Origin of the sequence: Sphingobium cyanobacteriorum (assembly GCF_030580935.1) — a bacterium.
Taxonomy (GTDB): domain Bacteria; phylum Pseudomonadota; class Alphaproteobacteria; order Sphingomonadales; family Sphingomonadaceae; genus Sphingobium; species Sphingobium cyanobacteriorum.
In genome coordinates this window covers 16,760-30,417 of sequence record NZ_JAUQOM010000019.1, presented here as the reverse complement: position 1 = coordinate 30,417, position 13,658 = coordinate 16,760, and the positions used below count along the sequence as shown (strand labels likewise).

General features: G+C 64.9%; 16 protein-coding genes. 9 read left to right on the top strand and 7 right to left on the bottom strand.

Going from position 1 to position 13,658, the window contains the following annotated elements:
• Positions 1-281 precede the first annotated feature (281 nt).
• Both Q4610_RS19650 and Q4610_RS19645 read right to left on the bottom strand, forming a co-directional pair.
• Positions 282-686, bottom strand: a complete 405-nt coding sequence (locus Q4610_RS19650; protein ID WP_304537565.1) for a hypothetical protein — start codon at positions 684-686, stop codon at positions 282-284.
• Between the two features lie 64 nt (positions 687-750).
• On the bottom strand, positions 751-1,005 hold the full coding sequence (locus tag Q4610_RS19645) for a hypothetical protein (RefSeq protein WP_304537564.1): 255 nt from the start codon (positions 1,003-1,005) through the stop codon (positions 751-753).
• A gap of 231 nt (positions 1,006-1,236) precedes the next feature.
• Between Q4610_RS19645 and Q4610_RS19640 the strand changes: the two genes are divergently transcribed.
• Positions 1,237-1,506, top strand: coding sequence for a hypothetical protein (locus tag Q4610_RS19640; protein ID WP_054362420.1), 270 nt, complete (start codon positions 1,237-1,239; stop codon positions 1,504-1,506).
• A 3-nt stretch (positions 1,507-1,509) separates the two neighbouring features.
• Here Q4610_RS19640 and Q4610_RS19635 read toward each other — a convergent pair whose 3' ends face one another.
• A complete protein-coding gene (locus Q4610_RS19635) occupies positions 1,510-2,805 on the bottom strand; it encodes a hypothetical protein (RefSeq protein ID WP_304537563.1) in 1,296 nt (431 codons plus the stop codon).
• A 108-nt stretch (positions 2,806-2,913) separates the two neighbouring features.
• On the opposite strand from Q4610_RS19635, the gene Q4610_RS19630 reads away from it, so the two are divergent.
• Positions 2,914-3,912, top strand: coding sequence for a lytic transglycosylase domain-containing protein (locus Q4610_RS19630; RefSeq protein ID WP_304537562.1), 999 nt, complete (start codon positions 2,914-2,916; stop codon positions 3,910-3,912).
• 1 nt (position 3,913) lies between these two features.
• Here Q4610_RS19630 and Q4610_RS19625 read toward each other — a convergent pair whose 3' ends face one another.
• From Q4610_RS19625 to Q4610_RS19610, 4 genes are all read right to left on the bottom strand, one after another.
• Positions 3,914-4,807 carry a replication initiator protein A gene (locus Q4610_RS19625; protein ID WP_304537561.1) on the bottom strand — a complete coding sequence of 298 codons (894 nt, stop codon included), beginning with the start codon at positions 4,805-4,807 and terminating at the stop codon, positions 3,914-3,916.
• Positions 4,808-5,162: 355 nt separating this feature from the next.
• Positions 5,163-6,434 carry a plasmid replication protein RepC gene (gene repC / locus Q4610_RS19620; RefSeq protein ID WP_304537560.1) on the bottom strand — a complete coding sequence of 424 codons (1,272 nt, stop codon included), beginning with the start codon at positions 6,432-6,434 and terminating at the stop codon, positions 5,163-5,165.
• A 427-nt stretch (positions 6,435-6,861) separates the two neighbouring features.
• The gene (locus tag Q4610_RS19615) at positions 6,862-7,410 is read right to left on the bottom strand and encodes an XRE family transcriptional regulator (RefSeq protein WP_304537559.1); all 549 of its coding nucleotides are present in this window, start codon (positions 7,408-7,410) and stop codon (positions 6,862-6,864) included.
• A 108-nt stretch (positions 7,411-7,518) separates the two neighbouring features.
• Positions 7,519-7,986, bottom strand: a complete 468-nt coding sequence (locus Q4610_RS19610) for a hypothetical protein (RefSeq protein ID WP_304537558.1) — start codon at positions 7,984-7,986, stop codon at positions 7,519-7,521.
• Positions 7,987-8,355: 369 nt separating this feature from the next.
• On the opposite strand from Q4610_RS19610, the gene Q4610_RS19605 reads away from it, so the two are divergent.
• From Q4610_RS19605 to Q4610_RS19575, 7 genes are all read left to right on the top strand, one after another.
• On the top strand, positions 8,356-8,676 hold the full coding sequence (locus tag Q4610_RS19605; protein WP_304537557.1) for a TrbC/VirB2 family protein: 321 nt from the start codon (positions 8,356-8,358) through the stop codon (positions 8,674-8,676).
• Between the two features lie 61 nt (positions 8,677-8,737).
• Complete coding sequence (gene traL / locus Q4610_RS19600; protein ID WP_304537556.1) at positions 8,738-9,028, top strand: type IV conjugative transfer system protein TraL; 291 nt, start codon at positions 8,738-8,740, stop codon at positions 9,026-9,028.
• A 1-nt stretch (position 9,029) separates the two neighbouring features.
• Positions 9,030-9,596, top strand: a complete 567-nt coding sequence (locus Q4610_RS19595; protein ID WP_304537555.1) for a type IV conjugative transfer system protein TraE — start codon at positions 9,030-9,032, stop codon at positions 9,594-9,596.
• A complete protein-coding gene (locus tag Q4610_RS19590; protein ID WP_304537554.1) occupies positions 9,593-10,396 on the top strand; it encodes a type-F conjugative transfer system secretin TraK in 804 nt (267 codons plus the stop codon). The genes Q4610_RS19595 and Q4610_RS19590 overlap by 4 nt, the downstream gene beginning before the upstream one ends.
• 3 nt (positions 10,397-10,399) lie before the next feature.
• Positions 10,400-11,725, top strand: coding sequence for a TraB/VirB10 family protein (locus tag Q4610_RS19585; RefSeq protein WP_304537553.1), 1,326 nt, complete (start codon positions 10,400-10,402; stop codon positions 11,723-11,725).
• Positions 11,712-12,590 (top strand): DsbC family protein, encoded by an 879-nt coding sequence (locus Q4610_RS19580; protein ID WP_304537552.1) that lies wholly within the window; start codon positions 11,712-11,714, stop codon positions 12,588-12,590. The genes Q4610_RS19585 and Q4610_RS19580 overlap by 14 nt, the downstream gene beginning before the upstream one ends.
• On the top strand, positions 12,587-13,657 hold the full coding sequence (locus tag Q4610_RS19575; protein WP_304537551.1) for a TraV family lipoprotein: 1,071 nt from the start codon (positions 12,587-12,589) through the stop codon (positions 13,655-13,657). The genes Q4610_RS19580 and Q4610_RS19575 overlap by 4 nt, the downstream gene beginning before the upstream one ends.
• Position 13,658: the final 1 nt, after the last annotated feature.

Genomic DNA, 13,658 nt, shown 5'->3' with positions numbered 1-13,658 from the left:
ACAGGTGCTCGATCGAGACCGATGTTTACGAGATTGGAGGACAAGAGCGAGCCTGGTAGATCGCCATGTTCAATCTTTGTTCTTCAACATGGCCAAAATCGCAGCTTCGGGCCGACTGGGCCTTGTCGGCGAGGGTGATCATCAAGAGGTGTAGCGACATCGCAAGCTCCTGCGAGCTGCGCCGGGACCGGAGCCTCGGCGGGTGAGGGCAGGGGCCGCGGGACGCAAATCCCGCTTGCCCGAACCTCTCGATCCCTCTCACCTCTGTTATGATTCTGCGCTCAGCGCAGAAGAACCGCTGCCACTTGCGAATAGTTGCGCGGATGTATCCGATCGCGTGTCTCGAAACGGCTCAAGTCAACCGTCTCGTCCCCAAAGCGGGCCGCGACTGAGCTTACAGTGTAGGCCTGGGGTCTTGCATAGGGCAGCAGCCAGATGACGCGGCGAAAGCAGAGGCTGGTGCGGATCTTCGTGAGTTTGGTCGCGAGCGCGGCGCCGGCCGGGTCGTTCGATCCCATGGCGAAGACACAGGCGCCATAGTCCTTGCCGGTCTTCCTCCAGGTGAGGATCTGCGCCGCTGTAGCACGCTCGACGGCCTGCACGTCGCATTGCTGGGCATAGCGCCGGTTGATCGCCTGAGCGGCACCGACGCCGGTGCTGTCGCCCAAGATAAGGCACTCGAACATAGGAGGCTCCCGCTCGCCGAGATTGTACGACGGGATGGTGCGCCAGGCCAAGCGAAGAACGGCGTCAGCTGAGCGCCTCCTGCAGCTCGGAAAGGTCGGCGTCGATAATTGCGTAGAGATCGTCGCTGTCGTTGCGGAAGAACTGGTCCGCTCGCGCCTCCGGCTCGATAGGGGAGGGGGCTCGCCCGAACCGGCGTTCCCAGCGTCGGTCGACGAATTCCATCAGCTGCCGCCACGCCTGCGCTTCGGTCGCATGGAGCGTGACCTTCCGAACGCCCTCGAAGATGATGACGAGGACGACGACGCCGGGGTGCATCAACAAACCGCCTCGGCAGCTCGGCGTGCGAACGTCGCTCGGCGATCCGATCGGCAGGACGTGCGAAGCCGTTTAGCGACCATTAGCTTGCGGTATGTGGGGAACTTGAGTCAATTTCGTTGAGGTGGGAGGTTAAGCATATCCTCACCATGCTGTTCTAAACAGATAGGGTCCGTTCGGAACCGGCCAAGGGTCGGCGACATAATTCACCCGGGGCGGGCTACGAGGCTGATCATGGCGCACCTGACCCAAGTCGAGTTGATCAACTGGATAGCACTCTACACCGCCACGGGGCTGTGCTGCGCGATCGCGATGGTCCTCTCCGTCTCGGTCGCCGGAATCCGTCTGTATCGCGAGCGGTCCTGGGAGGAGATGCGGTCCGTGCGTGGCGCCGTGCTGTTCCTGCCGAAGACCTGGTGGCGCTGGCAGAAGCTCTACCTTCTGTCGACCCCTGTGACGCTCGGGATCGTGGTCTCGTTCGGCATGAGCCTGAGCTGGAACTGAGCCTCAGAGATCGAGAGCACTCGCGATCAGATCGCCCACGCGGTCCTTCTCGACGTCCGTGGGCTCGATCGTCAGGAGCGGTCCCAGGAGCCGCATACGCGGATGCGTCGTCGCCTTGGACGCCAGATAGTCGTCGTCGCTGAAGCCCATCGCCTCGACCACCAGCTGCTTGATCTCGCCAGTCAGGCGCGAGCGTGCCTCGAGGAGGAAGTCCGGTCGGCAAGAGCCCTGGGTTGTGAGGCGGTCGAAGACGGGCTTCTCGATCGCGAGATCCACCCCCCCGGCGTCCAGTAGCCGGCGGGCCTTGAACAGCTCGCGCAGGACCGACCGCTCGAACTCGGAGTCGACCGGGATGAAGCGCTGGCCGGAGAAGATCGGTTGAGCGTAGGCGCGCAGCGGCGCGTAGCCGTGCGCCTCGGGATACTCGCCCGCGACGATCATCACCAGGAACGGTCCCTTGATGAGGTTGCCGCGCACGGAGGGCGACTGCACGCGGTTGGCGACGTGGATCGCCTCGGCCCCGGGGACGTCGACGACGTGGCCCCGGACGTGTGGCGAGAACAGCGCCATGAAGCCCTGTGGCGCGTGTCCGCTCGGCCACGATTTCGCGAGCTGGCGCAGCATGGCGTAGGCTCTACGGCTGTGAAGCGCATTTGCGTGGGTCCAGAACGCTCGGCCGAGCTCGATCCCCGGCGCGATCTCGATCTTGGTCGAGGCTCTGCCGAGCGCCTCGAACTCCAGCTTGATCGAGGCGGTTTCGTATTCGTGCGCGACGGGGGCCACCTTGTTGGTGCCGGCAGCGTCGATCAGGCGCCATAGGAGCCGCGCCAGACGCGGAACGGAGCCGTGGCGAGTGCGGTCGTCGCTGGCATCCTCCTCGGGCCTCTGCGCCAGTTTCTCCGGGGCTGGGCGTAGAACCTCGAAATAGCCGGTGGGTGGATCAGTAGGCGTCTCGCGAGAGCGGATCTCGGTGATGCGGTGCGTGACCTGGTCGCGGAAGAAGGGGCAGTCCTCGCGGTGCTCCGGCCGCTTGGTGCTCGTCAATCTCCGCAGATAATAGGTCTCGGCTTCGGATAGGAAGGCGGGCGTCAGGATCGGGGGCGGGTTCTCGCCGGTCAGGCAGTCGCAGGCGATCCACTTAGCGCCGATGCGGGCGTTCTGGACCAGAGTGATGCCGGCCTCCTCGTCGCCGCGCGATCCCTCACCGATGTACCAGCGCACCAAAGCCTCCCGCAGGGGAGGGGGTAGGGGGATTCTGCGTCCCCCGACGCCGTTCGTGTCACGGTCGATGAGCCACATTTGAGCCGTCCGATGGGGCCGATTGGCAGCAGTTTCACTCAGGCAGGGGGTCTTGACAACTCCGAATCCGTCGATCTCACTTTCTGTGAACGGGGTCGGGAGGACCATATGCGAGCCTATTTTCTAGCCGGTGCGGCACTCATTTCCGGGATCACCGCGGCGGCCGGTGCGCGGCCGACGCGGGCTGTGAGAACGGTGCAGCTCATCAGCATGAGCGCTTCGCCGGCGCCTTCATCGGAGAGCGTGCCGGTCGGTCCAAGCGAGCAGCTGCCGGCCGAGACGGGGGGCGCGGCTTCGGTCGATACCCCGCCGCTGCCGGAGGCGTTCCGGGTTCACGATCTCAGCCGGCAGTGGGTCGCCTACCAGATGGCGAACAGCTTCGCTCCGCAGTCTGCCGCGGCGCCAGCGAGTAACGTCGGGTCAGGGGCAGGGGAGGATCCGTTCGCTGCCGTCGGCGTCGCGCAGCCCGGTGTTCCGGCGTTCGGTGCTTCGGTCGGTGTTTCGCCGGCGTCGACCATTTCGGTTCCGCTCTGGATGCGTGGGGGCCAGGTGTTTGCCTCTGCGGCGAACTCCTACGTCCCCGGGTGCGTCCCGACCGACTATCGGCCGAGCGGCATCTTACGGCCGGACGGCGAGTTTCGGCGCCGCGGCTATTACACGATGATGTCGAACATCGCGTGCCAGTACGGCATCCCGGTCGGGCTCTTCGACGCGATGATCATCCGAGAGAGCCGCTATAATGCCTCGATCTACTCGCCCAAGAATGCCTTCGGGCTGACGCAGCTGATGCCGGACACCGCGGCGGGCCTGGGCGTGAACCGCTACGACGTCGAGCAGAACCTCCGGGGCGGTGCGCGCTACCTGCGCCAGCAGCTCGACAAGTTTGGCCAGTATCACCTCGCCCTAGCGGCCTATAACGCCGGGCCGGGGAGGGTGCGCAACGGCCGCGTTCCGCGGATCGTCGAGACCCAGGACTATGTGTCGAACATTCTGTTGAACTGGTCGCGTCTCAGCGGCATGTCGAGGGTCACCACGATCCAGACGCCGGGAGCGTCGGTCGCGGTTCCCCCGACCTTTTCACGCGCCGCGATGGTCTCGTCCTTCTAGGTCAGGCGATCGCCTCGAGTGTTTGCTGGACGTAGGGGCATTCAGCCGCCGCGGGCCGCTCCGAGAACGTCACGATCGTCTCGTTGGCGCGCGCGCGCACCCGGCTGCCCTCGATCTGGTCGCGCATCGCGATGCTGTAGTGCGGCAAGCTGTTGGACTGCTGGATGTCGCTGATGTGCTGCTTGAAGCGTCGCAGCGCGCTCCTGCTGCCCACCGTCTTCAACAGCGACTCAAGGTCGACCTCGAACGGACCCTCGTCACAGTGGGAACGGGCGATCTCGTACAGGCGGCGCTCGATCAGCCCGAGCTTGAAGTATTCGTGATGGTAGGAATACATCGACACGTCACGCTCGATCGCGCGGAAGAGGAAGTCGCAGAGGCGGATCTTGACCGCCTGGAGCCGCTCATAGCCCTCGGGCATGTCGTTGTAGATGACCTGGGCGTTCTCCACCCACGAGAACCATCCCCGGTGTCCGGCGCCGCCCGTCTTGAGGTTGGTCTGGATCTGCGTGCCCTGGAGCCGGGACATCGCGTCCGTGAAGCGTGTATAGTCCCGCTTGCCCGGGTTCGGAGTGCCCGTCGCGCGGAAGAAGTCGTGCGCGGTGAAGGTGATCTCCTGTGAGAGCGCCTGGCCGCGCGCCTTCTGTTCGAAAATGATCGAAGCGACGTAGAGAATGATCTCTTTGTCGTACATCGTGGCGATTCCGCCTTCGCCGGCGCGGATGGTGATCGAGACGTTGCCGATCTTGTGTTCGATGATGCCGGTCTGAGGCTTCTTCTCGAGCGCGAAGAATGGGAAGTCCATGACGCTGCGGTCGCCGTGGATGTCACCGCGCAGCGGGCAGTCCAGCGCCAGCATTCCCTGTACCTCGGTGTTAGTGCGCTTTCGTGCCATCGCGCTGGACCTCCATGACTCGCATCCATGTTAACGTCGGCAGCGCCATCCGACCACCAGCGATGACCGCTTCGCACCCAAAAGCACTAGGAATCATCGTGGGATGCGCGGCCTGGCTTACAACCGCACCCAAAATCCATGAGGGTCCAGGTGTGTCGTGACCTGATCGCACCCGAAAACTCGCGCTTCCGCTAGAAAACATCGTGCTTTTGGGTGCACTATGCCTTCAGACGCCGGAAAGAAGGCCTCCAGCTCGTGCTTTTGGGTGCGTTCGTTCGTGCTTTTAGGTACGAAATGCCGGCACGCGGGGGGGAAGGGACTCACCAACGTGCTTTTGGGTGCGCCACCGGATCGCTCACGCCGCCTCCTCTAGCCCTTCGCGCAGGCCGTGGTACGTCTTGCCGAGATTCAGCTCGCCGGCCGCTGCCTTGGCGCTCATGCCGCGCAGATATGCCCCCGGCGAACGCACCTCGCCCCTGACGTTTTTCGTGACCGTCGCGATGACGGCGGCCGCTGCCCCGCGCTGGCCCATCAACCGGCACGCCTCGCGCCAGGCATGGGCGCCGATCGCGTGTTGCCCGGTCAGGCCCTCGGCGATGCTGATCAGCCTGCCCCAGGCCCTTGGCCCCATGTCGAGATCCCAGATCAGCTCCGGCGCCGCCTTGGCGACGAACTTGGGATCGATCCCGTGACGATCCAGGTCGGCTTCGACATTGCTCTGAGGTGCGAGGAGGGCGATGTCCCAGGCCTCACTACTCTTCTTCGCCAAGCCCCTACCCGTAACTGCGTTAGCAGTTTCAAGTTGGGTTGTAGTTGTAGAGTGGACGAACGCAGATTCGCCCTTGGGTGAACTATCAACAGGACATTCAACCGCATCCATGGCTGTTTCACAGGGGATTAGCGCCTCCAACGCTCCGTCGACGGCAGCTTGAAAGGCGTCGACGCGCTGCGTGACCTGCGAGAGGCACCGGATGAGCGCGTCCAGATCGCGACTGCCTTTCACATGATCGAGCGCCATCCGGACGAGTTCGATCTCGCGGGTCGCATCGATGCCCTCGATGCCGGCGTCCAGCACCGCATTTGCCAAGGTGCGAGCACGGCGTCGTGCGGCCGACAGAGCGCGCTTCAGGCGATCGACTTCGCGATCTTCGGCATAGCCTTTGGCCGCGATCGCGTCGAACTCGTCGGAGCGTGTTCCGAGCGGCCGGAGATCGAAGCCGTAGCCCCAGAGAATGTCCCCTGCAGCGTTGCGCTTGCCGCCCCGATGGCCATTGGGGCTGTCGCAGGGCACGATTAGGCCGAACTCGATCGCTGTGCGGATCGTCTTCTGCACCTGGCGGACCGAGACGCCCAGCTTGCGCGAGAGGGTCTCGTTGCGCGGCCAGACGAGCGGCACCCGGCCGGGAAGCCAATCCTGCGACTTGGAGTGGGGGATGAGGGCGTCGAGCAGCCCCAGAACGGAGGGCGGAACACCGATATAGGGCGCCGCGCACTTCAGCTTGCCGAGGAGGCGGGCAGGAGAGACCTTCTCCTGACCGGCGTAGCCCTTTGCGAGGCGCTCGACCACGGAGTTGAACTGGTTGTAGCGGCGCATGCCGCCCGATCGCTTCGGGGTATAGGCTCCCATTCGTCACTCCCTGAGGGAATGCCGTTCGGACACATCTAGCCGATGCGCGAATCGCGCTTCGAGCTTGTCTGTTCAGGGGAGGTCAGCTAGAACCGTGTTTCCAGACAGGTTCTATGACCACCCGAAAAGCCCGGCCTAGTGCCGGGTTTTTCTTGTCCGCACGACATCTCCATCCCGCACGTTGATCCCAGAGCCTTCGAGACGGTGCGGGCGCATCGAAGCTCGCCTCACGGGACCGCGTCAGCGCATGCTGCCGAATCCGGAGAGGGTGTGGGATCAGTGTTAACGGTGGGGAAAGCTGGAGCGAGCGCGATTATTAGTGCTTTTGCGGACGTTTCCACGTCAACGCGCAACTATTTCCAGTGCTTTTAGGGCCGCTCGCTAGTGCTTTTAGGTGCAGGGCAGCGCCAAAAAAAAGCCGGGCGGCTCAAAGATTGAAGAAGTTGCCGTCTTCGTCATCGGCACGACGCCGCAGCACGTTGCTGATCTCTCCGACCATCTTGCGGATGACTGCTGCCTGGAAGTATCCGCCCCATTCCTTGCGGATCTCGGTTCCGTCCATGCCGTCCAGTTCGCGCAGCGCCTCGATGATCCGGTGCGGCAGGCCCTGGAAGAGGGTACTGAGCATCGTCACGAGGGTTGCGAACCGCTCGTCGCCCATAAGCTCGAGGTCGCGCGCCATCTCCACGCTGATGATCGCGTGCATGAGGTCCATGTTCAGGGCGCGCAGGATGGTCTGGAACTCCGGCAGCGTCATCGGTGCCCGTTGGTTGGGATCGCGGTGCAGGATGCGGCCGAGCCGCGTCTTGCTGATGCCTGTCTTGATCGCGATCTGCCGAACGCCGAGCTTCTGGTTGTCCATCGCTGTGTTGATCAGCGGAACATAGTCCGGCTCGGCCGGTTTCAGGGCGCGTGCCCCCGCCTCAGCCGGTAGAAAGGCAGACGTCTCCAGTTCGATCGCAGCGACGGATTGCACGGCTTGAGGCCCCCCGAAATCCTGTTCGGACTCGGATAGCAAACCTCATTATTAGGAGATTGGCAACCCTTTGTTGCACTGGCCGCGGTGCGCGCGACTTCCGTCTAACTACTTGAGACGAACGACGTTATCGGAAGTATCCCGGTCCGGACTCGGTTCGTCGTGCGGCCGCCCCGCCTCATCGACGCCGAGCTTTGAGAGGAGCCTGGAAGCGCTCTGATCGACCACGAAGTCGAACAGCAACATGGAAATCGCGTCTCCCACGGTGAGGCTGGAGCCGAGCTCCTTGGCGAGCCGCTTCTTGGCCTCGATCAGGTTGTCTGCGCTCGTCTTGGTGATGTGCAGATGGATGCGAATCGGTCCCTTGGTCGGGATCTTGCTGAGGTGCTGGCGCAGGGTCTCGACGTCGTGCTGGGCGATGGCATCTGCCGCGCCCGCGCCGGCGAGCTGGTTCACCATGCTGGTCAGGCTGTGGTATCGCTTTGTTTCGTTGGACAAGAGCCTGAGGCTCTCCGTGGTGAGGCGGAACAGGTACTCCGATACGTCGAGCGAATAACCGCGAGTATCCCCACTCATTCCTGCACGTCCTTGGCCTCGATCCTGCTACTCCCCGGCATCGCCGAACATCGCGAGGATGTGATGAACGCGCCCTATACGACTCAGTGGTCGTTGCGTCGATTCTACACTTCGAGGGGGTCGTCGCCAACCGGGACGCGTGTCCCGGGAGCCGGGACGGGGTGTCCCGGGAGCCGGGACGGGTGTCCCGGATTAGAGGCCGGGTGTCCTCGCTGGCGGGACGCGATTTCGGGCCAAAAACGCCCGAAGTGAAAAAAACCTGCGAGATCGGACTTCGTTCCGCCGGTCCCTGATTGTCGGCCGAATCCATCTTCGCTCACCCTTCATTTGGGCGCGGACGAGCCGCGTCTCCATCGAAGGGAACTCACTATGCAGTCCGTGCTGAAAAAGAGCGGCCACATGGAGATGGCGGTCTTCGCCCTCGCCGTGCTGGCGTTCGCGCTCTTCTACTTCGCCGGTCCGGCGTTCGCCGGCGCCGACACGACGTTCGACACCGCCCTGACCAAGTTCACCGACTTCCTCGAGGGGTCGGGCGGCAAGGTCATCACCGTGCTGTCGCTTGCCGGCGGCATCGTCGCGCTGGCCTCCGGCCGCTTCTCCATGGGCCAGATCGCGATCCCGGTCGGCGTCGGCGTCGGCGCCGGTACCGGCATTCCGATCGTCACCTCGACCGTGACGGCGACGATCTGACGCATCCGTTTGGGCCGGTCGGGGTGGCAGCCCCGGCCGCGCTCTCGGGGAGGGTGGCGCAATGGCTGCAGACAAGTACGCAATCCCATCTCATCTCGACGACCCTGAGCTGATCGGGCTGTGGACGTTGGATGAGTTCCTGGCGATGGTCATACCATTCGTCTGGGGGATCATGACCCAGCACATCCTCATCGGCATGATCGCGGCGTTCGCGGGCTGGTGGGGACTTAAGAAGGCTAAAGCTGGTCGTGCCGCGTCTTGGCTGCTTCATCTCGCCTATTGGCATCTGCCGGCCGGCTTCACCGGCCTGAGAGCCACGCCGCCCTCATACCTTCGATTGATGGCGGGGTAACATGGATCTCTCGTACAGCCACGCGCAGAACCAGCGCGTTCTCAAGCAGCGCAACCTCCTTGTGGTTGTCGCGGCCGCGCTCGCCGGGCTGGCGGCGCTCCTTCTTACCCTGGGCATCTCGCGCGATCGGGAGGTCGTGCTGCAGCCGGTGCTGCAGTCGCCGATCACGGTCAGCAGCGCGGGTGTTTCGCGTCAGTATCTCGAGATGATCACCCGCGACGTCGTCGTCCTGACGCTCGATCGCAGCCCGCAGAACCTCGAATACTGGATGAACCAGGTCCTCGCGATCACGAGCCCGCGTGTGCAGGGTAAGATCAAGGGTGATCTCCTCAAGATCGTCAACGAGCAGCGCGGCTCCTCGATCTCCCAGTTTTTCACGATACAGTCGATGGAGATCGACCCGAAGAACCTCCGCTCCGAGGTGACGGGCGAGCTGCACACCATCGTCGGCAACAAGGTGATCTCGAACGAGCGCCGCACCTTCCGGTACGACTGGGAGTACGAGGGTCTGTCTCTCCGTCTCGTCGGCTTCGGAATGGTTCGCACCGGCAAGGAGCAAGACCAATGACCGCTATCTACGCCGTCGGCAGCGCGGCGGTGGGAACCGTGCTCATGTCGCGGGTCAGCTGCATCCTGAGCAGGATGATCGGCGGGTTCCTCTTCGCGCTTGCCGCTCTCTTCCTGGCGCAGCCGGCATGGGCCGATCAGACGATCATGGCCGCCGACAATGCGCAGGTCGACTGTCAGGCGTCCGCCAAGGACCTGACCCGCATCAGCCTGGTCGAGGACGAGTTCGCCAGCGTCTCCAAGATCTCGACGGGCAACCCGCAGGACGATTTCTCGGTCGTCAACGAGCCGGTGCGCGGCGACATCTACCTGAGCGTGCCCGAGGGCTTCGGTCGATCGGCGCTGTCCTTCTTCGGCACGACGAAGCGGGGCTACGTCTACAAGTTCATGTGCCGGATCGCCGGCGATGCGGCGGCCCAGGTATTCGTCTCCAACCCGGCGATCGCCAAGGAGAAGGCCGCTGAGGCGAGCCCGCAGCAGGTCGCGGCCGGTCCGCAGGATGCGGCGGTCGAGCTGGTCCAGGCGATGTATTCGAACAGCGTCGCCGACGGCTACGAGATGCGGCAGCGCACCCTGAAGCCGGTCTATGTCGGCCAGCTCAAGGTCCAGATGATCGCCGAATATCGCGGCCAGGACCTGACGGGCAAGGTGCTGCGCATCGAGAACACGGGCGACGCCCCGACCGAGCTCACCGAGCGTACCGTGGCTCCGGCCAGCGCGCTCGCCGTCTCCATCGCCGAGCCCAAGCTCGCCCCGGGGAAGGTCACGACGGCCTACCTCGTCTCCCAGAATGTGAGGTAAGCCATGGCTTTCGCGGACATCTTCAATCGCAAGCGCAAGCCGCTGGATGAGGCGGAGGGCGAAGGCATCTCGCCGGTCGGCGGCGAGCTCGCGGGCAACGAGGCGGTGCGGCGCAAGCAGCGCATGCTGCTCGCCGGCGTCGCCGGCGTCGGCCTGGTGCTCTCCTCGATGTGGATCTTCAGCGGCGACGACGACAAGAAGCTCGCCGACGCGGACGGCGCCGAGAAGGTCGAGGTCTCGACCAAGGACATGGTCAACCGCAACCTCTCCAATCAGGAGTGGATGGCGCTCTCGGAAAACCGTTTCCAGTCGACCGAGAACCAGCTCAAGTCGGTTAACGGCCAGTCCGCCCGCATGGACAACCTCGCCGCGCAGATCGAGGCGCTGAAGGGGCAGAACCAGGCGATGCAGGCGGACGGCCAGCGCGTCCTCTCGGCCTATCAGGCCGAGAACGAGCAGCTCCGCAAGCAGATTAATGACCGTCCGGCCGCACCGCCACCTGCTCCTGGCCCAGCGGCCATGTATGGCCCGCGTGGTCCGCAAGCCTATCAGCGTCCCGACGCCGCAGGCGGAGCGGGCGCGGTTCCCGTCGGTCACTCGGCCGAGGTCAAGATGGTGAACTTCTCGACAGGCGAGAGCGGACCGGCATCCAAGGTGGCCAAGGGCAATACGGTCTACACGGACAGCCCGAACTATCTGCCGCCCAACAGCTTCGCATCGGCGAAGGTGATTGTCGGTGTGGATGCGAGTGCGGGGGTCAACAGCCAGACCGATCCGCTGCCGGTCGTGCTCCGCGTGACAGGCCCCGCACGCTCGGTGCTCCAGAACGGCAAGCTGCTGACCACCAAGATCCAGGGCTGCTTGATCAACGGTGCAGCGCGAGGCGATCTCTCCAGCGAGAAGGTCTACGTTAAGCTGCAGAAGATGACATGCCCGCAGCCGGGTGGCCGCTACGCCGTGTCGGAGGTCAAGGGCTTTATCGCGTTCGGCGGCAAGACGGGCGTCCGTGGACGCGTGGTTAGCCGTGAAGGCTCTCTCGCGATGCAGGCCTTCCTGGCAGGCCTGGTGGGCGGTGCCGGCACTGCGCTGAATACCGCTTTCCAGCAACCGCTCGCGACGATCACCAGGGACGGGGAGGACGGTGTGAACCGCACCCCGAGCCTCGGCAATGTCGGGCTGCGCGCGCTCGGCGGTGGCGCGCAAGAGTCAGGCAAAGACGTGTCCAAGTACCTGATCGAGCGTGCCGAGCAGTATCAGCCGGTCATCGAGATGGCGACCGGGATCGACGTCGAAATCGTTTTCCTGGAGGGCGCTTATGTTCGGAATTGATCGTCTCCGTCGGCGCCTGCCGACCAAGGTAGCGGCATTGCTCGTCGCCGTGCCGGTGATCGGCGCCGCAAGCATGGCGGTCGCGGGTCAGATCGCGAGCCCGAGCAGCGTTCAGGTTACGAACCTCCTGAAGACGCGGCTGCCCAAGACTCCGTTGACCCAGGTCAACTGTGAGAAGGTGCATGGCCTCTGCGAGGTCACGGCCGGCGCGAACCTGTTCTACGTCGACGCGGACGCGCGCTATCTCATCATCGGCCGCGTGTACGACATGGAGACGCGGCAGGACCTGACGGCGGCGCGGCTCCTCGAGATCAACCCGGACATGCTGGTCGGTGGCGCTGCCAAGGCCAATGCCGCCGCGGCCGAAGGTGGCGGCGAGCCCGAGGGAGCAATGCCGGCGGCAAAGGGGCGCGTCGAAAAGACGTCGCTTCCCGCGCGACCTGCAGTGCTCTCGTTGGACAGCCTTCCTAAGGACGGAGCGATCGTCTGGGGCAACCCCTCCGGGCAGACCGTCACGGTCTTCACCGACTTCCGGTGCGGCTACTGCCGCGCGCTCACCAACGTCCTGCGCAGCATGAACGTGCGGGTCGTGGAGCGGCCGATCTCGGTTCTGGGAAGCCGCGACATCGCCGATCGGGTCTATTGCGCGAAGAATCGTGAGGAGGCGCTCCACGCCGCCTACGCCGGCGAGCCGTTCAAGGGCGGCGCGAGCTGCGACACGTCCGGTCTCGATGCCAACGAGGCATTCGCCCACAAACACGGGCTGAGCGGGACGCCGGTGATCGTGCGGAGCGACGGGGCCATGCTCGAAGGCTATCGCCCCAAGGAGTTCCTGCAGAGCTGGATCAAGGGAGGCCGGTCGTGATCGCGCGGCTTAACGGCCGTAGCGCCGCATTCGCCGCCGTGAGTCTTGTGGCTCTCGCCGCCCTAAATGGCTGCACGACCCTCGGTGGGAACGTGAAAGGCGACTTTTCCTGCGCCGCACCGGACGGCATCTGTGCGCCATCATCGACGATCGATGATCGCGCTCTCGCGATGATCTCGGGAGACGCCGGGGACACCATGATTCCGGCCGGTCCGTATCAGGCACCCGCCCAGCAGCCGCGGGCGATGCGGACAGCTGCGTCGGTGCCCGCGCCGATGCCCGACCGCAGCGCGGTTCCGGGCTCGCGGACGCGCGAGAAGGTGCTGCGCGTCGTGTTCCAGCCCTACGTCGACGATCGCGGCCGTCTCCACGAGGCGAGCGCGGTCCACACCGTCGTCCAGTCGGAATGGCAGGCACAAGCGCTGGCCGACGCGACCCCGATCCCCGACCGTAACCCTGCGGCGCGGCCGACCGGGGTCAGCCTGTCCGAAGTCGTCGATCGGGATGCACCCGGCTATATCGACGTCGCGGAGATCGACCCCAATCTGCCGGATCCTGCCGTCGTCGCGGCGGCGCGTGCCCGCAAGCCCAACCCGGTCGAAGCAATCAAAGCGGACGTCCAGAGCAAGCTGGGTCAGCGCGGCAAGCGGCGCGCGGCGCCCCCCACGCCGGCGCCGGCCTCCGGCACACGCACGTCGGCGGTCGCACCGGCGGCTCGGGCACCCGTTCCTGTCTCGGCGGGCGTTCCGGCGCCGACCGTCGCCCAAGGCGCTCCCGTGGCAAAGCCGGCTCAGGCCGCGACCCAGGCAGGCGTGCTTGTCCATCGTGGTTCCGCGGCAGGAGCGACAGGACAGCTGACCGCGCTCGTCTCCGCGCCGAAGACCGCGTCGGGTCCGGAGGCCATTGCCCGCATCAAGGGCAGCGAAGCCTATCGCAACGCGCAGGAGCGCACCGAAGCGACGGCACGCGATGCCGGCGCTTCCGCGCCCGCACCGGGCCTCAAGGCCCTGACCAGCCCCACCATTCGCGCCGCGAGCTTCCCGGCGTCGGTTCCGGAGGACAAGTGAG